This is a genomic window from Rhodoplanes sp. P11, from assembly GCF_964266735.1.
Classification (GTDB): Bacteria; Pseudomonadota; Alphaproteobacteria; order Rhizobiales; family Xanthobacteraceae; genus Rhodoplanes; species Rhodoplanes serenus.
Genome location: NZ_CAXWGY010000001.1, coordinates 1,165,717 through 1,191,449, shown reverse-complemented (window position 1 = coordinate 1,191,449; position 25,733 = coordinate 1,165,717). Strand labels below are relative to the sequence as shown.

General features: G+C 70.4%; 16 protein-coding genes and 1 CRISPR repeat array. Of the genes, 9 read left to right on the top strand and 7 right to left on the bottom strand.

Going from position 1 to position 25,733, the window contains the following annotated elements:
* The first annotated feature begins 89 nt into the window (after positions 1-89).
* Both ACFQUV_RS05235 and ACFQUV_RS05230 read left to right on the top strand, forming a co-directional pair.
* Entirely contained in the window at positions 90-2,090 is a 2,001-nt protein-coding gene (locus ACFQUV_RS05235; protein ID WP_129607932.1) for an FAD-dependent oxidoreductase, read from the top strand.
* A gap of 2 nt (positions 2,091-2,092) precedes the next feature.
* On the top strand, positions 2,093-3,937 hold the full coding sequence (locus ACFQUV_RS05230) for a [FeFe] hydrogenase, group A (RefSeq protein WP_244601470.1): 1,845 nt from the start codon (positions 2,093-2,095) through the stop codon (positions 3,935-3,937).
* Positions 3,938-4,346: 409 nt separating this feature from the next.
* Positions 4,347-5,158: direct repeats of the CRISPR family, unit length 37 nt; unit sequence GTTTCAATCCGCTTCACGTCGCGGAGGGTCGCCAGAC.
* Positions 5,159-5,481: 323 nt separating this feature from the next.
* Here the strand turns inward: ACFQUV_RS05230 and ACFQUV_RS05225 are convergent.
* Positions 5,482-6,510 carry an NAD(P)/FAD-dependent oxidoreductase gene (locus tag ACFQUV_RS05225; RefSeq protein WP_129609699.1) on the bottom strand — a complete coding sequence of 343 codons (1,029 nt, stop codon included), beginning with the start codon at positions 6,508-6,510 and terminating at the stop codon, positions 5,482-5,484.
* Between the two features lie 129 nt (positions 6,511-6,639).
* Between ACFQUV_RS05225 and ACFQUV_RS05220 the strand changes: the two genes are divergently transcribed.
* Positions 6,640-7,101 (top strand): thioesterase family protein, encoded by a 462-nt coding sequence (locus tag ACFQUV_RS05220; RefSeq protein WP_244601629.1) that lies wholly within the window; start codon positions 6,640-6,642, stop codon positions 7,099-7,101.
* Positions 7,102-7,113: 12 nt separating this feature from the next.
* Here ACFQUV_RS05220 and ACFQUV_RS05215 read toward each other — a convergent pair whose 3' ends face one another.
* The 3 genes from ACFQUV_RS05215 to ACFQUV_RS05205 all read right to left on the bottom strand — a co-directional run bounded on the left by ACFQUV_RS05215 (position 7,114) and on the right by ACFQUV_RS05205 (position 9,049).
* A complete protein-coding gene (locus ACFQUV_RS05215) occupies positions 7,114-7,434 on the bottom strand; it encodes a 2Fe-2S iron-sulfur cluster-binding protein (RefSeq protein WP_111386219.1) in 321 nt (106 codons plus the stop codon).
* A gap of 411 nt (positions 7,435-7,845) precedes the next feature.
* Positions 7,846-8,247, bottom strand: coding sequence for an Hpt domain-containing protein (locus ACFQUV_RS05210; RefSeq protein ID WP_129609701.1), 402 nt, complete (start codon positions 8,245-8,247; stop codon positions 7,846-7,848).
* 487 nt (positions 8,248-8,734) lie between these two features.
* Positions 8,735-9,049 (bottom strand): hypothetical protein, encoded by a 315-nt coding sequence (locus ACFQUV_RS05205; protein ID WP_207211513.1) that lies wholly within the window; start codon positions 9,047-9,049, stop codon positions 8,735-8,737.
* A 216-nt stretch (positions 9,050-9,265) separates the two neighbouring features.
* Between ACFQUV_RS05205 and ACFQUV_RS05200 the strand changes: the two genes are divergently transcribed.
* A complete protein-coding gene (locus ACFQUV_RS05200) occupies positions 9,266-16,120 on the top strand; it encodes a hypothetical protein (RefSeq protein ID WP_129609703.1) in 6,855 nt (2,284 codons plus the stop codon).
* Positions 16,121-16,439: 319 nt separating this feature from the next.
* Here ACFQUV_RS05200 and ACFQUV_RS05195 read toward each other — a convergent pair whose 3' ends face one another.
* A complete protein-coding gene (locus ACFQUV_RS05195) occupies positions 16,440-16,832 on the bottom strand; it encodes a hypothetical protein (RefSeq protein ID WP_129609705.1) in 393 nt (130 codons plus the stop codon).
* Between the two features lie 312 nt (positions 16,833-17,144).
* Here ACFQUV_RS05195 and ACFQUV_RS05190 point away from each other — a divergent pair, with 312 nt between their 5' ends.
* From ACFQUV_RS05190 to murD, 4 genes are read left to right on the top strand one after another with little or no spacing between them, the layout of a single operon-like run.
* Positions 17,145-18,602 (top strand): UDP-N-acetylmuramoyl-L-alanyl-D-glutamate--2,6-diaminopimelate ligase, encoded by a 1,458-nt coding sequence (locus ACFQUV_RS05190; protein ID WP_129609707.1) that lies wholly within the window; start codon positions 17,145-17,147, stop codon positions 18,600-18,602.
* Positions 18,599-20,044, top strand: a complete 1,446-nt coding sequence (locus tag ACFQUV_RS05185; RefSeq protein ID WP_129609709.1) for a UDP-N-acetylmuramoylalanyl-D-glutamyl-2,6-diaminopimelate--D-alanyl-D-alanine ligase — start codon at positions 18,599-18,601, stop codon at positions 20,042-20,044. Before ACFQUV_RS05190 ends, ACFQUV_RS05185 begins: the two co-directional genes overlap by 4 nt.
* 5 nt (positions 20,045-20,049) lie before the next feature.
* Positions 20,050-21,135, top strand: coding sequence for a phospho-N-acetylmuramoyl-pentapeptide-transferase (mraY, locus tag ACFQUV_RS05180; RefSeq protein ID WP_111388600.1), 1,086 nt, complete (start codon positions 20,050-20,052; stop codon positions 21,133-21,135).
* A 4-nt stretch (positions 21,136-21,139) separates the two neighbouring features.
* Complete coding sequence (gene murD, locus ACFQUV_RS05175; protein WP_129609711.1) at positions 21,140-22,531, top strand: UDP-N-acetylmuramoyl-L-alanine--D-glutamate ligase; 1,392 nt, start codon at positions 21,140-21,142, stop codon at positions 22,529-22,531.
* Positions 22,532-22,811: 280 nt separating this feature from the next.
* Here the strand turns inward: murD and ACFQUV_RS05170 are convergent, their stop codons facing one another.
* Positions 22,812-23,750: a dihydrodipicolinate synthase family protein gene (locus ACFQUV_RS05170; RefSeq protein WP_129609712.1), complete on the bottom strand. Its 939-nt coding sequence runs from the start codon at positions 23,748-23,750 to the stop codon at positions 22,812-22,814.
* A gap of 184 nt (positions 23,751-23,934) precedes the next feature.
* Positions 23,935-24,795, bottom strand: a complete 861-nt coding sequence (locus tag ACFQUV_RS05165; RefSeq protein WP_129609714.1) for an IclR family transcriptional regulator C-terminal domain-containing protein — start codon at positions 24,793-24,795, stop codon at positions 23,935-23,937.
* A 251-nt stretch (positions 24,796-25,046) separates the two neighbouring features.
* Between ACFQUV_RS05165 and ACFQUV_RS05160 the strand changes: the two genes are divergently transcribed.
* Positions 25,047-25,724, top strand: a complete 678-nt coding sequence (locus ACFQUV_RS05160; protein WP_129609716.1) for a 3-oxoacid CoA-transferase subunit A — start codon at positions 25,047-25,049, stop codon at positions 25,722-25,724.
* Positions 25,725-25,733: the final 9 nt, after the last annotated feature.

Sequence of the window (25,733 nt, the reverse complement as noted above, 5' to 3'; positions counted from 1 at the left end):
GGTCCCCAGGCCCACCGGGATATGATACCGGGGTGTCGCGGCGACCGACGCCCTTGCCGGCCCTCCGCACGCAAGGCAGTGGGCAGCCCATGACCGAGGTCAGCTACGGCGTCTGGGACGGCATCGTCTACGACAACCGCGACGGTGCGGGACCGATCCGGACCAATCATCCCTTTCCGATGCTCACGAACTTCGAGACGTTCGACGAGCACAACCGCATCCGCGCCTTCTTCGGCGACCGCGGCTTCTTCATCTTCGACCCCAGCGTCAGCCTGATCGACGCCCTGTGGCGCCAGATGGACGAGGCGGCCGACCAGGCGTGCGGCAAGTGCACGCCGTGCCGGATGGGGACCGTGCTGCTGCGCGACGCGCTCGGTGCGCTCCGGCGCGGCACCAGGAGCCAGCTCGGTCTCGACGACATCGAGATGCTGGCGGACCAGATGACCGCCACCTCCATGTGCGGCCTCGGCCAGACCTGCGCCCGCGCGCTCCTGGCGGCGCTGCGCAGCTTCCGCGAGGTGATCGAGGCCGAGATCGCCCGCGGACCGCAGCCCGAGCAGCACGGCCTGGCCTACATGACGGCGCCTTGCATCGAGGCGTGCCCGTCGCGCATCAACGTGCCGCGCTACATCGACTACATCCGCGACGGCAAGCCGGCCCACTCGCTCGGCGTCATCCTCCAGAAGTACCCGATGGCGGCGACCTGCGGCCGCGTCTGCGTGCGCTTCTGCGAGATGGCGTGCCGGCGCAAGTTCGTCGACGAGGCGGTCGGCATCAAGACGCTGAAGCGCTACGTCGCCGACCAGCAGTCCGGCCCCAATGCGCTGGCCTTCGGCCGCGAGCTGATCTCGCAGCCGCGCGGCGCCGACATGCGGGTCGCGGTCGTGGGCGCCGGGCCGGCCGGCGTCTCCTGCGCCTACCACCTGCTGCTGCACGGCTATCACGTCGACATCCTGGAGGCGATGGACGAGCCCGGCGGCATGGCGGCGATCGGCATTCCGGCCTACCGGCTGCCCAAGCACGTTCTCCACTCCGAGACCGCCATCATCACCGAGCTGGGCGGACGTTTCCTGTTCGGCCGGGCGCTCGGCCGCGACTTCTCCATCGACGACCTGTTCGCCCGCGGCTACCGCGCCGTGTTCCTCGCCATCGGCTGCCAGCAAGGCATCCGGCTCGGCGTGCCCGGCGAGGACCCCGGCCTCCCCGGCTACAAGTCCGGCATCGGCTTCCTGCTCGAAGTCCACGACCATGTCGCCGGCCTGCGCAACGTGGCGCTGGAAGGCGAGGTGATCGTGGTCGGCGGCGGCAACGTCGCCATGGACTGCGCCCGCTCGGCGCTGCGCATGGGCGCCGACAAGGTGCATGTCGTCTATCGCCGCACCCGCGAGGACATGCCGGCCGACAGCGAGGAGGTGGAGGCGGCGATCGCCGAGGGCATCGTGTTCCACTTCCTCACCAGCCCGGTCCGCATCGTCGCCGAGGACGGCCAGATCGCCGGCATCGAGGTCACCGACATGCGCCGAACCGCACCAGACGGCCATGGCCGTCGCGGCGTCGAGCCGCTCGGCGGCACCGAGCGCATCATGCCGTGCACCACGCTGATCGCGGCCATCGGCCAGCAGGTGCGCAAGGGCTGCCTCACCCCCGACGACGGCATCAAGTTCGACCGCTGGAACTGCGTCGCGGTCGATCCCGTCGACCTCGCCACCTCACGGCCCGGCGTGTTCGCCGGCGGCGACTGCGCCTCCGGCCCGTCGACCCTGATTCACGCCATGTCCAACGGCCTCAAGGCGAGCCGCAGCATCGACGACTGGATTCGCTTCGGCCGCGTGATGTTCCAGCCGCGCACCCGCATGCGCCAGCTCCTCAACGACAACCGCATGCTGGCCGACGACGCCGTCGAGGTGCCGGTGAAGCCGCAGTATCGCGTGCACCATCCCGAGCTGGACCCCTCGGTGCGCCGGCAGATGTTCGAGGAGGTCGAGCAGACCATCAGCCCCGAGCAGGCGTATCGCGAGGCCAAGCGCTGCATGCGCTGCTATCGCACCTATTCGGTGATCACCGAGCGGGCGATCGCGAACGGAGCATGACGATGGACCCCTTCGAGATCACCCAGCCGGAATCCGACGCGCTGACCGCGACCATCAACGGCACCGCGGTGGACGGCCGCGCGGACGAGACCATCCTCGACTGCGCGCGCCGCCACGGCGTCTACATCCCGACCCTGTGCGAGCTGTCCGACATCGACCACGCGCCCGGCACCTGCCGGGTGTGCCTGGTCGAGATCCGCACCAAGGGCTCCGACAAGACCCACCTGGTCGCCTCCTGCACGACGCCGATGCAGGACGGCATCGAGATCCGCACCCGCACGCCGGAGCTGCGCGAGATGCAGCGGCTCCAGGTCGAGCTGCTGCTCGCCGACCACGACCAGGACTGCGCCACCTGCATCCGCCACGGCAAGTGCGATCTCCAGGACGTCGCCCAGTTCGTCGGCCTGCGGCAGAACCGCTTCTACGATCCCGCCCGCGTCGAGGCGCGGCCGGTCGACAATTCGTCGCCGGCGCTGATCCGCAACATGAAGCGCTGCATCCGCTGCCAGCGCTGCATCGCCATCTGCCGTGACGGCCAGGGCGTCGACGCCTTGATCCAGATCGGCAGCGGGCTCGACACCGCGGTCGGGTTGCGTCATGGGCTGACTCAGAAGAATTCGGCCTGCGTGACGTGCGGCCAGTGCGTGCTGGTGTGCCCGACCGGCGCGCTCGGCGAGCGCGATGAGACCGACCGCGCCCTGGAGATGATGTACGATCCCGAGCTCGTCACGGTGGTGCAGTTCGCACCCGCCGTGCGGGTCGGCTTCGGCGAGGAGTTCGGCCTGCCGCCCGGCACCAATGTCGAGGGCCAGATCATCACGGCGCTGAAGATGCTCGGCGCTGGCATCGTGCTCGATACCAACTGGGGCGCCGACCTCGTCATCATGGAGGAAGGCACCGAGCTGCTGCATCGGCTGGCCGAGAAGCAGCGGCCGACCTTCTCGTCGTGCTGCCCGGCCTGGATCAACTTCGTCGAGCGGCACTATCCCGACATCATGCCGATGCTGTCGACCACCAAGTCGCCGCAGCAGTGCGTCGGCACGCTCGCCAAGACCTATCTGCCCGAGAAGATGGGCATCGATCCGGCCCGCATCCGGGTCATCTCGATCATGCCGTGCATCGCCAAGAAGGACGAGATCGCCCGGCGGCAGCTCATCCACGACGGGGTGCCGGAGGTCGACGTGGTGCTGTCGACCCGCGAGTTCGCCCGCCTGCTGCAACGCGAGCGCATCGACCTCAAGTCGCTGCCGCCGTCCACCTTCGACAACCCGTACATGAGCGAGTACTCGGGCGCCGGCGCCATCTTCGGCACCACCGGCGGCGTCATGGAGGCGGCGATCCGCACCATGTACTTCGTCGTCAACGGCCGCGAGCTGGAGCAGGCCGAGATCGAGCAGCTGCGCGGCTTCGACGGCATGCGGGCCGCCCAGGTGCATCTCGGCGGCGACATCGGCACCGTGAAGGTGGCGATGTGCCACGGCCTCAAGCCGACCCGCCAGGTGGTCGAGGCGGTGCGGGCCGGCACCGCCGACTACGACTTCATCGAGGTGATGGCGTGCCCGGGCGGCTGCGTCGACGGCGGCGGCACGCTGCGCTCCAAGAAGGCGTATCTGCCGCACGCGCTCAAGCGGCGCGCCACCCTGTTCGGCATCGACCGCGACCGCCCGGTGCGCCAGTCGCACCGCAACGAGCAGGTCCAGGCGCTCTATCGCGATTATCTCGGCGCGCCCAACTCCGAGAAGGCGCACCACCTGCTGCACACTTGGTATACCGACCGCAAGATCGAGATGACCCAGACGGTCCGCGAGGTGTGGGCCGACATCAAGATGATCGGCAAGGTGTACTGACCGGGCAGCGGTTTCCGACCGCTCTCTTCGTCAGGGCCGGGCTCGTCCCGGCCATCCCGCTGCGCGAGCCACGCCGGGCGACCCTCCGCGTCACGTCGCGGAGGGCTGGCAGACTCGAGCTATCTGGTCGCATCCCGCGTGTCCCGGGCGCAGGCGCGACGCGCCAGAGACCCGGGACCCAGGAGCGGCGATCACGGCGCTTGCGGCTCTGGGCCCCGGCTCGCGGCACTGCGCGCCGCGTCCGGGGCACGAGGCCTCGCGACATACTCTCTCATACCGATAGCCGCTGATGCTGACTCGTCGTGCCCGGCCTTGTGCCGGAGGATGCAGTCCGAGAGTGCTGCCGTTGGTATTGGGCAGAGGGTCGCCAGACCGAGTTCGGATGCGGCGCATGATGCTGGGGGTGAGCGTTTCAATCCGCTTCACGTCGCGGAGGGTCGCCAGACTGGTACGAGACGGCGTCGTGCGTCGATGCCGCGACGAACAGTTTCAATCCGCTTCACGTCGCAGAGGGTCGCTAGACCAAGGAGACCACCATGGACCCGTTCTTGAACGTTTCAATCCGCTTCACGTCGCGGAGGGTCGCTAGACGATCGTCGGTCATGGGATTCATGAGAAAGGGTTTCAATCCGCTTCACGTCGCGGAGGGTCGCCAGACAGCCCCCGGCGCCACCCCCGCCACCCCCCGCCGGTTTCAATCCGCTTCACGTCGCGGAGGGTCGCCAGACAGGCTATCGCGCTCGCCACAATGGCAGCGGCGTTTTAATCCGCTTCACGTCGCGGAGGGTCGCCAGACCTCCTCGCCGAGCTGGTGAACAAGGCCGCCAAGGTTTCAATCCGCTTCACGTCGCGGAGGGTCGCCAGACGCAGGAGGAAATCGTCCCAACTTCTACTGGGAGTTTCAATCCGCTTCACGTCGCGGAGGGTCGCCAGACGCCGATTACGAGGTGAACCCCTACTCCGGCCGCGTGTTTCAATCCGCTTCACGTCGCGGAGGGTCGCCAGACGCCGAGGCCTTGGGCCTCACGTTCGCCCACGAAGGTTTCAATCCGCTTCACGTCGCGGAGGGTCGCCAGACGCCGATTACGAGGTGAACCCCTACTCCGGCCGCGTGTTTCAATCCGCTTCACGTCGCGGAGGGTCGCCAGACGCCGAGGCCTTGGGCCTCACGTTCGCCCACGAAGGTTTCAATCCGCTTCACGTCGCGGAGGGTCGCCAGACTGATCCTCTGCAACCCTCGCGTCAAGCTCAGGAATTGGGTGGCGTTTCCAGCAAGCCCCGGCCGAAGCCGTCAAGGGGTTTTGCACAAACCCGGAACGAGCCCCCATCGCAGGGCGTTTTCGCCTTTTACATCATGGACTTGGCGATTTTCCAGCATGGGTCCCACGAAAAACCCCTGAAACAACAAGGGCTCTGCCGGCGCGCACCTGCGCGCCCGTCCCGGGTTCCGCGAGGCGCGCCCGGGGCCTCGCGCTCCAGAAGTTCATATTGGATCGCATTCTCGACGGCGAACCGGAGCCCACGTCGGCGGACGATGCTCTCCGTCACTCGACCCCGAGCTTCCTTTGCAGGCTGGTCGACGAGGTCGTGTACTGGAACACCGGGCGGCGATCCGGGAACACGTAGCGGGCGGCGGCCTGCGCCATCAGGGCGCCCTCGTGGAAGCCGGAGAGGATCAGCTTGAGCTTGCCCGGATAGGTGTTGATGTCGCCGATGGCGAACAGGCCCGGCACGCTGGTCTCGAACTTCTCGGTATCCACCGCGACGAGGCCGTCGGTCAGCGCGACGCCCCAGTCGGCGATCGGCCCGAGCTTCATGGTGAGGCCGAAGAACGGCAGCATCGCCTCGCACAGGACCTCGATCATGCGGCCGTCGTTGGTCTTCACCAGCGCCGCCTCCAGGGCGCCGCCCTCGCCCTCCACCGCCATCACCTGACCGATGATCAGGTCCATGGCGCGGCGCTCGACCAGCGCCCGCATCTTGTTGACGGTGTCGGGCGCGGCGCGGAACTCGTCGCGCCGATGCACCAGGGTGATGCGGTGGGCGATCGGGTGCAGGTTGACCACCCAGTCGAGCGCCGAGTCGCCGCCGCCGACGATCATCAGCCGCTTGTCGCGGAACACCTCCATCTGGCGCACCGCATAGAACACCGAGGTGTCCTCGAACGCCTCGATATCCTTGATGGGCGGCCGCTTGGGCTGGAACGAGCCGCCGCCCGCCGCGATCACCACCACCTTGGCCTGGAACACCGTCCCATGGTCGGTCACGCAGCGGAACAGCGGATCGCCGATCTTCTCCACCGACACCACCATCTCGCCGAGCCGGAACGTCGGGCCGAACGGCGCGATCTGCTCCATCAGGGCGTCGGTGAGCCCCTGCCCGGTGATGCGTGGCACCGCCGGGATGTCGTAGATCGGCTTCTCGGGATAGAGCTCGGCGCACTGGCCGCCGACCTTGTCGAGCACGTCGACCACATGCGCCTTGATGTCGAGCAGGCCCAGCTCGAACACGGCGAACAGGCCGCACGGCCCGGCCCCGATGACGAGGGCGTCGGTGGCGATGACGTCGGACATGGGTCGGTTCCGCTGCTGATGCGCGTCGGCGACGGTCGGCCCGGCTTGCGGCGGCCGGCAGCGCGTCGTCTAACGGCGCAGGCTCGATGTTCCCCGCCCCTTACGGCACCCTCCCGAGGACCGCAACCCGTGACCGACGACACCACCGCGCGCCGCCGCTCCCCGCCGCGACCGGACGACTTCCCGCACCATGTCGTGCAGACGATCCGCTACCGCGATCTCGACCTGCAGAGCCACGTCAACAACGCGGTGTTCGCCACCTTCTTCGAGGCCGGCCGGGTGGTGCTGCTGCGCGGGCCGCGGCACGCCATGCTGGTGCCGGGCGCGTCCTGGGTGCAGGCGCGGCTCGCCATCGACTTCCTGGGCGAGATGCATTGGCCCGCCGACGTCACCATCGGCACCCGGGTGGCGCGGCTCGGCACCAGCTCGCTCACCTTCGGGCAGGCGCTGTTCGTGAATGATCGCTGCACGGCGCTGGCCGACAGCACGGTGGTGCTGATCGACGGCGAGACGCGGCGGCCGCGGCCGCTTCCGGAGGACCTGGCGGCGCGGCTGCGCGCCGGCGATGGGGCCGTGCCCGAAATCGACTGACGCGCGGCCCGCTCAGGCCTGCCGCTCGGGGGTCTGCACCACCAGCCCGTCCAGCTCGTCGCGCACCTTGATCTGGCAGGAGAGGCGCGAATTCGGCCGCACGTCGTAGCCGAAATCGAGCATGTCCTCCTCCATGGCGGTCGGCGGCCCGACCACCTCGCGCCACGCCTCGTCGATATAGACGTGGCAGGTGGCGCAGGCGCAGGCGCCGCCGCACTCGGCCTCGATGCCGGGCACCCGGTTCTTGATGGCGGTCTCCATCACGGTCGCGCCCGGCTGGGCCTCGACCGTCTGGGACGATCCGGTGACGCTGACGAAGGTGATCTTGACCATGGAAGCCGTACGGGTCGCTCGAATGCTCGCGGCGCGGGCGCGGCCCACGCCGCCGGGGGAGGGAAACGATCGAATGGAATGACCGGCGGCCCTCTATAGAGGGTCGCCTCGTGCAGCGCCAGCCACGGTGCCGGACGGGCGGCCCGGCTGCGCGCCGTCTCGGACCGAAGTCCGGACCTGCGCTGCAAACCGACCTGCCACATCGGCGCGGCCGTCGCCTGCACGAGGCGATCTCGATCCCGTGGCCAGGAATCACCCTGGCCGAACATCCGATGGCCCCGGCTTTCGACCGGGGCCTCGGAGACCAGATGGCCCCGGCTTTTGGACCGGGGCCACTGTCGGCCGGACGATTGTGAGGGGGGGAGGGGGGCTCGTCCAGCTTCCTCCCCTAGATGGGGTCGCGGGCGCCGGTTACAAGCCGGTCCCCTCGCCCGCTTCACTCTGCCGCATTCGTGCGATGGCGGCGTGGACGGCGGCCCCGGCCTGCGCCAGCGCCGCCATCGGCCCCGACAAGGTGGCCCCGGCCGCGACCGCCGTCTCGATGGCGTCGGTGGCCTCCACCACGGCCCAGGCGCCGACCCCGCGGGCCGAGCCCTTGAGGGTGTGAGCCAGCGTTGCCACCACCGCGGGTGGCGCGGTGTCCATCCGACCGACCAGCAGCTCGATCTGCTGATCGAACAGGGCGAGCACCTCGGCCTGGAGCCGGGCGTCGCCCAGGGTCATCCGGAACAGGTGAACGCGATCGATCGGCTCCGTCGCGATGGTCGGCGACGCCGGCGGGACATCGAGGTCCCAAACGGACAGCTTGTGCATGTGACGCCCCGGTCTTTTCTGGCCGCACGTTCTTTTGTTGCCCGAGTGTGCGGCCGGGTCCGTCACCGCCGGGTAAACACCCGGATCGCAAGCCGCCGCGATCGCGCTTCCGGAGCCGCGATCCCGGCGAAGCCGGACCCCAGGCGATCTGGCCGGCCCGCCGCGCCGGCCCGGCGGGATCGCTACAATTCGAGCCAACTTGGCGAGGCTTTCTCGACCACGGTTGCGACCGCGCCTTGACGCTTCGCGCTATGACCCTGAAAACATGAGCATTCCGTCATGGGGGACGGGATCACGGCGAGGATCGCCGCAGCGCGCCGGCCGACGCCACCCTGGCGCAACCGGATGTGGCGCGCGGAGACGCGGGGAGAGCGCGACGGGTGGGGACCCAAGCATGAGCAACGATCCAAGCTTGAGCAACGACGCACGCACGAGCACGCGGGTGGCGCCGCCGGGCGCAGCTCGGCGTCGCGAACGCGCTGCCGCGTCAGCGGGTCGGTGGCTCGCGGCCGAGTGCCCGGTAGCCGTCGGCGGTCAGCCGGCAGACCAGCCAATCGGGCTTCAGCGGATTGTCGAACCACGGCCGGGCCCAACCATGGGCCACGCAGGCTTCGACGGTCTTGCGCGGCACCGCGCGACCATCGGCGTCGAACAGGGGGAGCTTGCCCCCGGGCTCGTCCAGGCCGCGCAGGAGGTAGCGCCGCTGCGGCTCGGACGGCCGCAGAGACGCCGCATTGTCGCCCTCATGATGAAGAGGGCTCAGAGGCAGGCGGTCGTCCGTGCGTACGGGAGTGGCGGGCATGGGCGCACCGTTAACGATGATTAAAATTGGGTTACCAAACTTGGTTTCCTCGGGGCTAGCAGGCCGTTAGGATAGCCTCACCACGGGGGGGAATCCCAGCGGCATTGTCATTCCCACCTGCGGAGCGTGGTCACGGGATCGTGTGATCGCCCGTCCGGCCACCTTATCCACAGGGCCTCAGTCCTGTTCAGCGTAGCGCACGAGGCGACGATCGACATGGCGAACTATCCGAAAAAGGCCAAGGACCCGACCGAGGTCGCTCTGTCGGCGATCCAGGAGGCCCTCAACGTCGGCGGCACTGAGCCGTCGACGCAGACCACTTCGGACAGTCCTGCGAACCCGACCGACGTCCGGGTCGACCGCCCGCTGGCGCGCCCGACCGACCCCCTGCCCGACTTCCCGGACACGCCGCCGCGGCGCCTCGACGACACGCTGGCCCTGCCCGCCAACGACGACCGCGAGACCATCGGCCAGGTGCTCCAGTCGCTCCAGCGCCGCCCGGCCCGCACCCCCTACCTGGTGGCCGCCCTGTTCAGTGCCGCGTGGGCGATCTCGGCGCTCGGCCTGGTGCTCGGCTACGCGGGCGAGATCGGCGCGCTGATGAGCCAGGGCGCCGTCGCGGTGCCGCTCGTCTTCGGCATCGTCTCCGGCATCGCCGCCCCCATCGTCTTCTTCTTCGTCCTCGCCCACATGGTGGCGCGCTCGCAGGAGCTGCGCATCGTGGCCCAGGCGATGGCGCGCGCCGCCATGCGGTTCGCCGAGCCCGAGACCGTGGCCTACGACAGCGTCGTCAATGTCGGCCAGGCGATCCGCCGCGAGGTCGCCGCCATGGGCGACGGCGTCGAGCGTGCCATCGCCCGCGCGGTCGAGCTGGAAACCCTCGTCAACAACGAGGTGGCGGCGCTGGAACGCGCCTACAACGACAACGAGGTGCGCATCCGCAACCTGCTCGACGGCATCGCCCAGCAGCGCGAGACGCTGGTCAGCGAGGCCGAGCAGGTGCGCAACGCCATCTCGAGCGTCCATCTCGACCTGTCGCACGAGCTGTTCACCGTCAGCGAGGTGGTCGGGGACCGGGTCGGCGAGGTCGCCCAGCGCATCACCCGGGCGCTCGCCGACAAGGGCGAGCACATCACCCTGGCGCTCGGCCAGGCCGGCGACTCGATGATCGCGGCGCTCGGCGAGCGCGGCGGCGATCTGCTGGAGCGTCTGGAGCGCACTAGCGACGAGGCCACCCGCGCCATCGAGGCGGTCAGCGACCGCCTGACCGACGGGCTCAACCTCAAGACCGGCCATCTCAACGACGCCATCATCGAGATCGCCGACAACATGCGGGACATGCTGGGCGGCCGCCTCGACAACGTGGCCGACGAGTTCGCCCAGAAGACCATCTCGCTGGTCGAGCTGATGGAGACCCGCTCGCGCGAGATCACCACCATGGTGATCGAGCATTCCGACGCCATCGCGGGCACGCTGGTCGACACCTCGAGCCAGATCGCCGACACCATCGCGACCCGGGTCGACGAGGTGAACAACACCCTCAAGGCGACCGGCGACTCGATCGTCCTCGATCTCAGCCTGCGCGGCGGCGACATCGTCTCCAAGCTGGAGGAGACCGGATCGCACATCACCGACACCCTCGAGAACCGCGGCGAGCTGTTCACCCGCACCCTCACCGACAGCGCCCAGGCGCTGGCCGACACGGTCGGCAACCGCGGCGACGAGGTGCGCGAGCTGCTGGCGGAGCGCCTGCGCGCCTTCGAGGAGATCCTCACCACCGGCTCCGGCGAGCTGGCCGATCAGCTCGGCTCGCGCGGCGACCAGGTGCGCGAGATGCTGTCGGAGCGTCTGCGCGCCTTCGAGGAGATGTTCACCACCGGCGGCAGCGAGCTGGCCGAGCGCATCGGCCGCGACAGCGCCACGCTGGCGAGCCTGATCACCCGCCACCTCGCCGAGTTCGACCGCACTGTGAAGACCTACGGGGGCGACCTGGTGGAGCGCATCGGCCAGCGCACCCAGGAGGTCAACGACACCCTGAAGATCTATCTCGACGGCTTCGACAGCCGCGTCGGCACCAAGTCCACCGAGGTCGCCGACCTGCTGGAGAGCCGCCTGATGCGGTTCCAGGATGCCCTCGATCAGCGCACGCTGACGATCGGCGAGACCCTGACGAGCCGCGTCGCCGATATCGGCAAGACCGTCGGGGAGAGCAGCAAGGAGGTCGTCGCCGCGCTGGAGCGCCGGGTCGACGCCATCACCGACCTGATCAACTCGGGCGGTCAGCAGTTCGTCGACACCATCGGCAGCAAGATGGGCGAGATCGACGGCGCGCTGGCGGCCCGCTCCACCGAGGTCGCCGCCACCCTCGACAGCCGCATCGCGCGCCTGGAGGATCTGCTGGTCACCCGCGCGGTCGCCCTGACGGGCGAGATCGAAGCGCGCAGCAAGGCGGCCTCCGACCTGCTGCTCGGCCGCGCCGAGCAGCTCACCGGCGACATCGAGAACCGCAGCAAGGCGGTCGCCGACGCACTGCTCGATCGCACCCAGGCGGTCACCCACGAGATCGAGATGCGGACCCGCACCGCGGCCGACGCGCTGCTGGGCCGGGTCGAGACCCTGACCGGCGAGGTCGAAACCCGCAGTCAGGTCGTGGTCGCAGGCTTGGTGGACCGCATCGGCACCGCCACCACCGAGCTGGAAGGCCGTAGCCAGGCCGTCGTCGCGACGGTGGCGGACCGCATCGGCACCGCCACCGCCGAACTCGAAGGCCGCAGCCAGGCCGCCGTGGCGACCGTGGTCGATCGCATCGGCACCGCCACCGCGGACCTCGAAGGCCGCAGCCAGGCGGTGGTCACCACCCTGGTGGATCGCGTCGCCGGCGCCACGATCGAGCTCGAAGGCCGCAGCCAGACCGTCGTCGCCAGCCTGGTGGACCGCCTCGCCGGCGCCACCGCCGACCTGGAGACCCGCGGCGAGGCCGCCGTCGACACCCTGGCGGGCCGCATCGGCATCGCCACCGCGGACCTCGAAGGCCGCAGCCAGACCGTCGTCTCCAGCCTGGTGGACCGCCTCGCCGGCGCCACCACCGACCTGGAGGTTCGCGGCGAGGCCGCGGTCGGCAGCCTGGTGGGCCGCATCGGCACCGCCACCACGGATCTGGAGAGCCGCACCCAGGCGGTCGCCGATCTGCTGCTCGATCGCGCCGTCGCGGTGACGGGCGACGTCGAGACGCGGACGCTCGCCGCCGCCGGCACGCTGGTGGAGCGCATCGGCGCGGCCTCGGCCGAGGTCGAGACGCGCAGCCGCGCCGCCGCCGACGCCCTGCTGGGTCGCGCCGACAGCGTCACCGCCGAGATCGAGGTGCGCACCCGCACGGCCGCCGACGAGCTCGTCGCCCGCACCGCCGCGCTGGCCCAGGACATCACCCTGTCCACCGGCACCGCCGCCGAGACGTTCGCGGCCCGCATCGATCGGCTCGCCGCCGAGATCGAGGCCCGCTCCGGCAGCACGGCGACGTCGCTGTTCGAGCGCTTCGACGGCTTCGCCCGCGACATCGAGGTGCGCAGCAACACCGCCGCCTCGTTCCTCAGCGAGCGGATGGAGACCTTCGGGTCGGAGATGGAAAGCCGCTCCACCGGCCTCGCCGCGACGCTGGCCGAGCAGGCCGTCTCGGTCACTCACGCGATCGAGAGCCGCACCGACACCGCCACCGCCCTCCTGGTCGCCCGTGCCGAGGAGGCCGCCCGGTCGCTGGAGGTCCGCAGCGACGCCGCCACCGCGCTGCTGGCGAGCCGCTTCGACACCGCCTCGCGCGACCTCGAGACCCGCAGCAACGCCGTCACCGAGATGCTGGCCACCCGGCTCGACGCGGCGGTGCGCGACGTCGAGAGCCGCAGCCGGACCACCACCGAGACGCTCGCCGGCCGCATCGAGCAGCTCGCCGACGCCGTCAAGACCCACACCACCGAGGCGGAGGTCGCGATCGAGCGCGTCACCGCCTCGGCCACCGGCGCCATCCGCGGCACCACCGCCGACGCCGAGACCACCATCCTGCGCGCCGCCGGCGTGTCGACCGACACGCTGCGCGAGGTGATCGGCGAGATCCAGGAGCTGCTGGCCACGGTGTCGTCCGGCATGACCGGCACGCTGCGCCAGGACGCCGCCGAGCTGGAGCGCCTGCTCACCACCACCTCGTCCGGCGTCAGCGGGACGCTGAAGCAGGATGCGGCCGAGATCGAGCGCCTGTTGCGCGCGCTGTCGGCCGGTCTCAGCAGCACGCTGCGGCAGGACGCCGCCGAGGTGGAGCGGCTGCTCTCCGGCGCGGTCGAGGGGGTCAGCGGCACGCTGCGCCAGGACACCAGCGAGTTCGAGCGCACCCTGACCACGGTCGCCGGCACCATCAGCGGCCGCCTGCGCCAGGACACCGCCGAAATCGAGCACGCCCTGACCGGGCTCTCCAACGAGGTGAGCGGCACCCTGCGGGGCGACGCCGCCGAGGTGGAGCGCACCCTGTCGGCGGTCGGCGCCAACGTGGCCGAGACGCTCAAGCGCAACGCCGCCGAGGTGCAGCAGACGCTGGTCGGCCTCGGCACCGAGGTCGCCGCTACCTTCGTGGGCAAGGCCGAGGAGATCGCCCAGGCGATCGAGCAGCGCTCCGGCGAGCTCAACCATGTGCTCGACGAGAAGAGCAGCGGCCTCTTGTCGGCGATGACCGCCAAGGGCAACGAGTTCACGGCCGGCATGAGCCGGGTCACCGACCACGCCGTGAAGTCCATCGAGGCGAAGGCGTTCGCCTTCACCCAGACCATGATGGACAACTCCAACGAGCTCGCCCGGGTCATCACCGAGGCCAGCGTCAAGGCCACCGACTCGGTCAACAAGTCGCTCAAGGACCTCCAGGACACCTCGCGCAGCGCGGTGACCGAGTCGGCCGCGGCGCTGACCAAGCGGATGCAGGACTGGCAGGAGATCACCCGCAGCACGGTCGCCCAGTCGGCCGCCGGCATCACCCAGAAGCTCCAGGAGCTCCAGGAGACCACCCGCAGCACGGTGGCGCAGTCGGCCGCGACCCTCACCCAGAAGGCGCAGGAGTTCCAGGAGGCCACCAAGACCGCGGTGGGCCAGTCGACCGCCCTGCTCGCCCAGAAGAGCCAGGAGCTCCAGGACGCCACCACCCGCACGGTCGGCCAGTCGGCCGCCCTGCTCGCCCAGAAGACCCAGGAGCTTCAGGACGCCACCACCCGCACGGTCGGCCAGTCCGGCACCGTGCTGGCCCAGCGCGCCCAGGAGCTTCAGCAGGCGACCCGGGCCGCGGTGGAGCAGTCGACCGCCTCGATCCTCGAGCGGATCGAGGAGCTTCAGAAGGTCTCCGAGGGAGCGATCGAGCAGTCCAAGCAGACCGCCGTCGCCACCGTGTCGGAGATCCTGGAGACGCACGGCATGCTGCGCTCCGACACCACGGCGCTGTTCGAGCGGCTGCGCGAGGCCAACGGCCTCATCCAGGAGGTGCTGGGCGGCGCCCAGGAGAATCTCGGCGCCATCGAGCAGGGCCTGTCGTCGCGCGTCGGCGAGTTCGTCACCACCATGAACGAGCTCTTGGCCCGCACCAGCCAGACCACCGACCGCGTCAACGAGCACATCGTGTCGTTCCAGGACATCAGCGGCAAGGTGATGTCGGAGCTCGGCGAGATCGTCGCCCAGTTCGACGGCCACGGCCGCTCGCTCGCCGACATGGTGGAGCTGATCGAGGGCTCGAACCGGCGCAGCGAGGAGGTGCTGTCCGACCGGCGTGCCGACCTCGAGGCGATCGTCACCACCCTGGACGGCCGCACCGAGGATCTCGACCAGCGGCTCAAGCGCTTCTCCGATCTCCTGGAGGAGTCGCTCGGCGCCGCCGAGGGCCGCGCCCGCGACATCGCCCGGCTGGTCGCCGAGGCGAGCTCGCAGGGGGCACGCTCGATCGCCGAGAACCACGAGCGCGTCCGCCTCACCGCCGAGGAGGAGCGTCAGCGCACCGCCGAGAGCCTGCGCGGCGTCTACGAGCAGGCGTCGAACGAGGCGCATGCCCTGTTCCGGCAGACCGCCAACGAGGCGGAGTCGATGCTGCAAACCGCCAGCACGCGCTTCACCGAGGTGCTCCAGGGCATGAAGCAGATGACGGCGGAGATGCAGCGCGAGCTGGAGGGCACCCGGCAGGAGCTGCGCCGCGGCATCCTCGAGCTGCCGCAGGAGACCGCCGAGAGCGCGGCCCAGATGCGGCGCGTCATCGTCGACCAGATCGAGGCGCTGGCCGAGCTGAACCGCATCGTCGCCCGCCACGGCCGCAGCCTCGACACGGCGGCGGTGGAGCCGGCGCGGCGCACCTATCGGGAGGAGCCGGCGGTCGCCGCCGTCGGCGGCGGACGCAGCGAGGGTGGACGTGGCGAGGGTGGATCGCGCAAGGCGATGCGCGAGGCACCGCCGCGGGCCGAGATGCCGATGGGGCCGCCCGCCCCGCCGCCGGCACCGCGCCGGGTGGTCGAGCGTCTGCCCGAGCCGCCGACCGGGGCACCGCCGACCGCACCGACCGACGGCAAGGGCGGCCGTGGCGGCTGGCTCTCCGACCTGCTCAGCCGCGCCTCGCGGGACGACGACGACCAGAGCCAGCCGCAGACCCTGCCGCGCGGCGGCGAGGGCTCGCGCCAGGACGGGCGTGGAGACGGCCGTGGGGAGGATCGGGCCGCGCGCTACACCATCGAGTCGCTCGACGCCCTGTCGGTCGACATCGCCCGCATGATCGACCACGATGCAGCGGCCGAGCTGTGGGACCGCTACAATCGCGGCGAGCGGAACGTCTTCACCCGGCGGCTCTACACCATGCAGGGCCAGAAGACCTTCGACGAGATCCGCAAGCGCTACCGGGCCGACCGGGAGTTCAAGCAGACCGTCGACCGCTATGTGGACGAGTTCGAGCGGCTGCTCGAGGAGGTGTCGCGCAACGATCGCGGCCAGGTGGTGGCCCGCACCTACCTGACCTCCGAGACCGGCAAGGTCTACACCATGCTGGCCCACGCGGCCGGACGGTTCGAATAGGCGTCAGAAGAACAGGACCACGCCACAGGGCGGCGCCTCCGGGCGCCGCCCTTCTTGCTTGGCGAGCAGAGAAAATGCCGACGAGGCTGCGCGGGAGTCAGGCCCGGCCTGCCGGGCATCCACGACTTTACGCCGAGCAGCGACAAGGACGTGGATGGCCGGGACAAGCCCGGCCATGACCGAGGATGCAGTCCGAGCGCGCTGCCGTTGGCATCAGAGGCGCGGCGCTCGGGCAGTAGACCGGGTTTTGCTACGCTCGCTCCGGACGACAGGCTCCAGAAGCACGCCCGCCCTCGCCGGCGCCGGACGCGATATCCCCCTACAGTCCCAGCGGCCAGACCAGCGGGCACTCGATCGTCGGGTAATCGCAGATGCCGCGGCCGTTGCTGTTGCAGCACGGATCGTACTGCTCGCGCAGATCCTGGACGATCTCGGCGCGGCGCTGCGCATTGCCCTCCATGCGGACGAACAGGCTGTTGGCGCCGATGCGCTCGAAGCACCCGGTGCGGCAATGCGTCAGCGGATTGTCGGACAGGTCGCGGGTCTCGCCCACATACACGTAGCGATAGGTCGGCCCGATCGGCGCCTCGTACCGGATGGCCACCACGTAGACGGCCCCCATCGCCTTGAACTCGGTGTCGCGCGCATAGGCCAGGAACGGATATTCGCAGCCCGACCGTCCGGTCAAAGTCGCGGTCGCGAGCGTCGCCATGTCTCGAACTCCTCAACTCAAATTCTTCGACTGAAAGTCTCCTCGGCCGCGCTTCCCCCGGGTCGGCCGCGTGACGTCCGGCGCGATCCCGCCGGAATGCTACCAGAAGTCGATCGTGATGGCGAATTGAGCACATCGAAATCCCGCTCAATCTTTAGGCTCCGAGGCTTGGGACGAATTCCTGATGTTGCGTCGCAGCATTCGATCGGCCGCCTTGCTTTCTCCCGTGGGCGAACATGCTAAACCGGAGCCGCCGGAGCAGAGCTCCGGGCGGCCGGAGCGGTGCTCCGGCAAGAGCACGGCGGAACCACCATGCGATTGAGCGATCTTGTCGAACCGAGCGCTCGGGTCGAAGCGCCGCAGGGCGAGCGGCCGATCACGGCGGTGACGGCGGACAGCCGCGCCGTGACGCCGGGCGCCCTGTTCGCGGCGGTGCCCGGCACCCGGGCGGACGGGCTCGATTTCGTGCCGGCCGCGGTGGCCCAGGGCGCCGCCGCCGTGCTGGCCGAGCGCCCCCCGTCCGCCCCCCTGCCCGACACGGTGGCGCTGGTGCTGGTCGACGATGTGCGCCGGGCGCTGGCGGTCGCCGCCGCCCGCCTCCACCCGCGCCAGCCCGCCGTCGTCGCCGCCGTCACCGGCACCAGCGGCAAGACCTCGGTGGCCGCCTACACGCGCCAGATCTGGACCGGGCTCGGCCATCGCGCCGCCTCGATCGGCACCATCGGGCTCGTCACCCCCGACACCGAGGAGTACGGCTCGCTCACCACGCCGGACCCGGTAGCGCTGCACATGACGCTCGACCGCGTCGCCGGCGAAGGCGTCACCCATCTGGCCCTCGAAGCCTCCTCGCACGGCATCGAGCAGCGCCGGCTCGACGGCGTCCGGGTCGCGGTCGCCGGCTTCACCAACATCACCCGCGACCACCTCGACTATCACCTCACCTTCGAGGCGTATCTGGCCGCCAAGCTCGGCCTGTTCGAGCGGCTGCTGGCCGCCGACGGCACCGCCGTGATCGACATCGACCACGACCATGCCGACGCCGTGGTGGCCGCCGCCCGCGCCCGCCGCGTCCGCGTACTGACCGTCGGCCGCAGGGCCGGCGCCGACATCCGGGCCGCGGCGGTCGACATCGACGGCTTCTCGCAGACCGTCACCATCGCGCATGCGGGCCGCACCTGTCGGGTGCGGCTGCCGCTGGTCGGCGCCTTCCAGGTCGACAACGCGCTGGTCGCGGCCGGCCAGGCGATCGCGACGGGCGACGAGCCGACGGCGGTGTTCGAGCAGCTCGAAGGGCTCACCGGCGCCAAAGGCCGGCTGGAGCTGGTCGGCCACCGCTGCGGCGCGCCGATCTTCGTCGACTACGCCCACAAGCCGGACGCCCTCGCCAAGGCGCTCGACGCCCTGCGCCCTTATGCCCGCGGCAAGCTCGTCGTGGTGTTCGGGGCGGGCGGCGACCGCGACACCGGCAAGCGCCCGCTGATGGGCGCGATCGCGGCCGAGAAGGCCGACCGCGTCATCGTCACCGACGACAATCCGCGCAGCGAGGACCCCGCCGCCATCCGGGCCGCGATCCTTCAGGCGGCGCCGGGCGCCGTCGAGATCGGCGACCGCCGCCGTGCCATCCACGTCGCCATCGCGTCGCTCGCCGACGGCGACGTGCTGCTGGTCGCCGGCAAGGGCCACGAGACCGGCCAGACCATCCAGGGCACCACCCTGCCGTTCAGCGACCACGAGGCGGTCCTTTCGGCCCTGCGGGAGATCAACGCATGACCACACCGCCCCTGTGGACCGTCGCCGCCATGGCGGAGGCGATGGGCGCCGCGCGCGGCGGCCCGCTGCCCGCGGCCGTGACCGGCCTCTCCATCGACAGCCGCACCGTGTCGGCCGGCGAGGCGTTCTTCGCCATCACGGGCGACCGGCTCGACGGCCACGACTTCGTCGGCCAGGCGCTGGCGAACGGCGCCGCCCTCGCCGTGGTGTCGGCCGCGCGGCGCGATGCCGCTCCGACCGATGCGCCGCTGCTGGTGGTCGACGACGTGCTGGCGGCGCTGCGCGATCTCGCCGTCGCGGCGCGCGCCCGCTCGCCCGCCCGCATCGTCGCGGTCACCGGATCGGTCGGCAAGACCTCGACCAAGGAGGCGCTGCGCATCGCGCTCGGCGCCGACGGCGAGACCCACGCCTCGCTCGCCTCCTTCAACAATCACTGGGGCGTGCCGCTCTCCCTCGCCCGCCTGCCCGAGACGGCCGAATACGCCGTGTTCGAGATCGGCATGAACCATGCCGGCGAGATCACCCCGCTGGTGAAGCTGGTGCGCCCGCACGTCGCTATCGTCACCACGGTCGAGGCCGTGCATCTCGAGAACTTCAGCTCGGTCGCCGGCATCGCCGATGCCAAGGCGGAGATCTTCCTGGGCCTGGAGCCCGGCGGCGCCGCCGTGATCAACCGCGACAATCCGTACTGGCAGCAATTGAAGCAACGCGCCGAAGAGGCCGGGGTCGCCCGCGTGGTGACCTTCGGCGAGCACGCCGAGGCCGACTCGCGGCTCGTCCGCCACGCGCTCCAGGACGACGGCTCGACCGCCGAGGCGTCGATCCTCGGCACCCTCGTCGACTACCGGATCGGCGCACCGGGGCGGCACTTCGTGCTCAACTCGCTGCCCGTGCTCACCGCCGCCACGCTGCTCGGCGCCGACCTGGCGCTCGCCGCCCTGGCGCTCGCCGCGCAGCGGCCGGCCGCCGGCCGCGGCACCCGCCTCACCCTCGCGATGGGAACCGGCGAGGCGCTGCTGATCGACGAGAGCTACAATGCCAACCCGACCTCGATGCGCGCCGCCCTCGCGGTGCTGGGCCAGGCGCCGGTCGGCCCGCGCGGCCGCCGCATCGCCGTGCTGGGCGACATGCTGGAGCTCGGCCCCACCGCCGAGGCGCTGCATCGCGGCCTCGCCGAGGCCGTGATCGAGCACCGCATCGACCTCGTCTTCTGTGCCGGGCCGCTGATGCGCCACCTGTGGGAGGCGCTGCCGGCCGAGCGGCACGGCGGCGTCGCCGCCTCGGCCGAGGAGCTGGAGGCGCAGGTGCTGGCCGCGGTCCATCCCGGCGACGCCGTGATGGTGAAAGGCTCTCTCGGGTCCCGCATGGGGCCGATCGTCAAGTCCCTGGTGCGCCGCTACGCCGCTGCGGCGGCGCGCGACGACCTCCCGGTGCGAGGCTGACCCGCATGCTCTACTGGCTCGCCGATCTGTCGGACCTGTTCAGCGCCTTCAATGTGTTCCGCTACATCACGTTCCGCGCCGCCGGCGCGATCGTGACGGCGGCCGCCTTCGTGTTCCTGTTCGGACCGACCATCATCAAGCTGCTGCGGGTGAAGCAGGGCAAGGGCCAGCCGATCCGCGCCGACGGGCCGAAATCGCATCTCGTCACCAAGGTCGGCACCCCCACCATGGGCGGGCTAATGATCCTGTCGGGCCTGGTGGTGTCGACGGTGCTGTGGGCCAACCCGGCGAACCCCTATGTCTGGGTGGTGCTCGGCGTCACCCTCGGGTTCGGCATGATCGGCTTCTACGACGACTACCTGAAGGTGACCAAGCAGACCCATGCGGGCTTCTCGGGCAAGACCCGCCTGGCGCTGGAGACGCTGATCGCCGTGATGGCCTGCTTCGCCCTCGCCAATCTCGGCCGCGCGCCGTTGACGACGTCGCTCGCCTTCCCGTTCGTCAAGGACCTGGTCGTCGATCTGGGCTGGTTCTTCCTCGCCTTCGGGGCCTTCATCATCGTCGGGGCCGGCAACGCCGTGAACCTCACCGACGGGCTGGACGGCCTCGCCATCGTGCCGGTGATGATCGCGGCGGCGAGCTTCGGCGGCATCTCCTGGGTGGTCGGCAACGCGGTGTTCGCCGACTATCTCCAGCTCAACTTCGTGCCCGGCGCCGGCGAGCTGGCGGTGCTGTGCAGCGCCATCCTGGGAGCCGGGCTCGGCTTCCTGTGGTTCAATGCGCCGCCCGCTTCGGTGTTCATGGGCGACACCGGGTCGCTCGCCCTCGGTGGCATGCTGGGCGCCGTCGCCGTGGTGACCAAGCACGAGGTGGTGCTCGGCATCATCGGCGGCCTGTTCGTGCTGGAGGCGGTGTCGGTGATCGTCCAGGTGGTGTCGTTCAAGCTGACCGGCAAGCGGGTGTTCAAGATGGCACCGCTGCACCATCATTTCGAGCAGCTCGGCTGGACCGAGCCGCAGATCGTGATCCGCTTCTGGATCATCTCGGTGGTGCTGGCGCTCGCCGGCCTGTCGACCCTGAAGCTGAGGTGAGGCCATGGTTCCCGTCACCACGCTCAAAGGCCGCAAGGTCGCGATCTTCGGGCTCGGCACCTCGGGGCTGGCCACCGCGAGCGCCCTGTTCGCCGGCGGTGCCGACGTGGTCGGTTGGGACGACAGCCCGGAGCGCATCGAATACGCGGCGAGCGCCGGCATCCCGACCGCCGACCTGCGCGGCATCGACTGGTCGCGCATCGCCGCGCTGGTGCTCGCTCCCGGCGTCCCCCTCACCCACCCGGCGCCGCACTGGACCGTCGGGCTCGCCCGCGCGGCCGGCGTCGAGGTGATCGGCGACATCGAGCTGTTCTGCCGCGAGCGCGCCGCCCACGCCCCCAATGCTCACTTCGTCGCCATCACCGGCACCAACGGCAAGTCGACCACCACGACGCTGACGGCGCATCTGCTCGCCGCCGCCGGCCGCGAGGTGCAGATCGGCGGCAATATCGGCACCGCCATCCTGTCGCTGAAGCCGCCGCAGCCGGGGCTCGTCCACGTCATCGAGGTGTCGTCGTTCCAGATCGATCTCGCCCCGAGCCTCGATCCGTCCGTCGGCATCCTGCTCAATGTCACCGAGGACCATCTCGACCGCCACGGCACCATGGCGGCCTATGCGGGGCTCAAGGAGCGGCTGGTCGCCGGCGTGCAGCCGGGCGGCACCGCGGTGATCGGCGTCGACGACGCGTGGTCGCAGGCCGCCGCCGACCGGGTGGCACGCGCCGGCACCCGGGTGGTCCGCGTCTCGGTGCGCCGGCCGCTGGCCGACGGCCTCTTCGTCGAGGGCGGCCGCATCGTGCAGGCCGAGAACGCCGCCAGCCGCGAGATCGCGCTGCTCGGCGGCATCGCCACCCTGCGCGGCACCCACAATGCCCAGAACGCCGCCTGCGCCACCGCCGCCGCGCTGGCGCTCGGCGCCGACCCGAAGGCGATCCAGGCGGGCCTGCGCACCTATCCGGGCCTCGCCCACCGCATCGAGGAGGTCGGCCGCTACGGCTCGATCCTGTTCGTCAACGACTCCAAGGCCACCAACGCGGACGCCGCCGCACGGGCGCTGGCCTGCTTCTCGGACGTGTTCTGGATCGCCGGCGGACGACCGAAGGCCGGCGGCATCACGCCGCTGGAGAGCTTCTTCCCGCGCGTCCGCAAGGCGTATCTGATCGGCGAGGCGGCCGAGGAGTTTTCGCGCACGCTCGACGGCAAGGCGCCGTGGACGATCGCCGGCACGCTGGACAAGGCGGTGGCGCAGGCCGCCGAGGACGCCGCCGCGGCCGGCCTCCAGCACGCCGTGGTGCTGCTGTCGCCCGCCTGCGCGTCCTACGACCAGTTCAAGAATTTCGAGGTGCGCGGCGACGCCTTCCGCAAGCTGGTCCAGGCGTTGCCCGGGGTGAAGTAGACCGCGCGGCCCGGGCGCTGCGCGTCATACTGTTTTCGGGTGATCAGTGCGCCGTCATTCCGGGGCGCCGCGCAGCGGCGAGCCCGGAATCCAGCGGCAAACCCGGAGCTCTCGGCTGGATTCCGGACAGCCGCTTCGCGGCTTCCGGAATGACCACGGCAGCACTCTCGGACTGCATCTTCCGTCATGGCCGGGCCGGCGCAGAGCGCCGCGACCCGGCCATCCATCATGCGAACAAGTCGATGCGCGGGTCTGCACCCGCGCATGACGTTTCGTCAGATCACACCGCCTTCAGCACCGCCCGCTTGTCGGTGCGGGCGATGCGCGCCAGCAGGTACTCGACCTCCTGCTTGGCGTGAGCGTTGAGCGCCACCGACGGCTTGCGCTGCGCGTCACAGCTGATCAGGCCGCGGCGCATGTAGACGTACTTGCGCACCGCGAGACCGAGCGAGCCCTGCTGCTGCTCGTAGCGCAGATAGGGCAGATGCGCATCGAACAGGTCGTGCGCCGCGTCGCGATGGCCGGCCGCCGACAGCTTCACGACATCGACCAGCATCTCCGGGAAGGCGTAGCCGGTGTTGGCGCCGTCGGCGCCGCGCTCCATCTCGAAGTCGAGGAAGAGGCCGCCATTGCCGACCAGGATGGCGATGTGGCGCATCGAGCCGTCCGCCTCGAAGCCGCGTAGCGTCGTGATCTTGTCGAGACCGGGCCAGTCCTCATGCTTGAGCACCACGCAGGAGGCGTTCTCGGTGACGATCCGCTTGATGACGTTCGGCGTCATCACCACCGAGAAGGTGAGTGGGTAGTCCTGGAGCACGAAGGGCACGTCGGCGCCGATCGCCTCGGCGGCCTGCCGGTAGTAGCCGACGATCTGGTCGTCGGTGCGCAGCGTGTTGGGCGGGCCGATCATCACACCGGCGGCGCCGCATTCCATCGCCTCGCGGGCGAGCGCCCGCATGCCGGCGAAGCCGGGCGCCGAGACACCGACCACGATCGGCACCGTGGTGCGCTTGCAGACGCGCGCCACGATGGCGCGCGCCTCGGCAAACTCCAGCTTCGGCGCCTCGCCGAGCTGCCCCAGGATGGTGATGCCGTCGACACCGCAGCCGGTGAAGTAGTCGGTCAGCCGGTCCATCGACGCTTCGTCGACGCGACCGTCGGCGTGGAACGGCGTCGGCGAGATCGGGATGACGCCCTTGATGGCTGCGGTCAGACTCACGATGATCTCCTCGCTTTACAGCTTGCGGTAGTGGCGGGGGTGGGTCGGCGGAACGGTCGGCGGACGCGAACCGTAGAGGCGGTTTGGATTGTCGCCTCGCGGAACGCCGAGGTCCAGCGAGGGCGTTCCGCCGCCGGCGCAGGGCCGCTCCCTGCCCGGCGCGGTGCGGCACTTCTGCGGCCGCTCAGCCGATGCAGAGCGACAGCTCGGCGGCGGCCTCGCGCAGCCGCGGCTGGATGTGCTCGACGAGATCGGCGACCGACATCCGCGACGCATGCACGCCGACATTGACGGCCGCCACCGCGACACCGCTCGGGGCCATCACCGGCACCGCGATGGAGCGCAGGCCGAGCTCCAGCTCCTGGTCCACCACGGAATAGCCGGTCTCGCGCACGCGGGCGATCTCGGCCCGCAGCGCCGCCGCGTCGCGCAGCGTGTTGGGGGTGAACGGTGTGAACGTGATGCGGCCGAGCCGCGCGTCGAGATCGTCGGGCCGGAAGGCGATCAGCACCCGCCCCATCGACGTGAAAGCCGCCGGCAGCCGGCTGCCCACATGCAGGTCGATGCTCATGATCCGCGACGCGGAGGCGCGCGCCACATAGACGATGTCGTCGCCATCGAGCACCGCGACGGAGCACGACTCGCCGAGCGCATCGCTGATCCGCCGCAGCACCGGCTGCGCCACGCGAGTGAGCGGCAGCGCCCCCAGATAGGCATGGCCGAGCGCCAGGATGCGCGGCCGCAGCACGTAGCGGCGATCGTCCTCGGCATCGGCGAAGCCGAGCGCCCGCAAGGTGTAGAGCACCCGCCGCACCGCCGCGCGCGGAATGCCGGTCCTCTGGCTGAGCTGGGCGATGGTCATCGCCGGGGTGTCGCGCGAGAACGCCTGAATGACCTGAAGGCCGCGCACCAGCGACGTCATGATGTTGGGATCGGACGGCACCACCCCGTCCGGCCCCCCGCCACCCAGCTCCGGATCGGCAGCCGGCGCATCGCCCCGCGTCCCCGTCCTCGCCTTCGTGGTCGCCGCCGCGTCTCGTCGCATCTGGAAGCCCGGTTGCAGCCGACGGGGTCTCTCCAACCCCGCGGCTCGATCGTTCGATTATCGCGCACCGTACTAGCGGGTTCCAGCCGCCATCGCCAGCACGCGCATCGAGCGGCGCACACACGCGACCGCGGTATTTCGCACAGTCGTGCGATTACAGCACTTGACGTGGGGCACAAGCCGGCGCACGCTTGCGCGGTTATCGCACGATCGTTCGATATCTGTATGCTTCCGGTTCTTGGGGAGGTTCCATGAACAAGATCTGCCACTCGCTGGGCGAGGCGGTGGCCGACGTGCCCGACGGCGCATCGATCATGATCGGCGGCTTCGGCGATGCCGGCGTGCCGTTCGAGGCCATCGATGCCCTGATCGCGCAAGGCGCCAAGGAGCTGACCATCATCTCCAACAATGCCGGCACCGGCGATCAGGGAATCGCGGCGCTGATCGGGCTCGGCCGCGTGCGGAAGATCGTCTGCTCGTTCCCGCGCCAGGCCGACTCCAAGGCGTTCGACGAGCGCTATCTGTCGGGCGAGCTCACGCTGGAGCTGGTGCCGCAGGGCAATCTGGCGGAGCGCATCCGCGCGGCCGGTGCCGGCATCGGCGCCTTCTTCACGCCGACCGGCTACGGGACGCTCTTGGCCGAAGGCAAGGAGACCCGCGAGATCGGTGGCCGCAACTACGTGCTCGAATATCCGATCGCCGCCGACTACGCGCTGATCAAGGCCGACCGTGCCGATCCGCTCGGCAATCTCGTCTACCGCAAGACCGCCCGCAACTTCGGTCCTGTGATGGCGACGGCGGCCGCCTGCACGATCGCGCAAGTCGCCGAGGTGGTCGCCGTCGGCGACCTCGATCCCGAGGCCGTCGTCACCCCCGGCATCTTCGTCAAGCGGGTGGTCGCGGTGAAGCCCGACCACCCCCGCGCCTGACCGCATCCC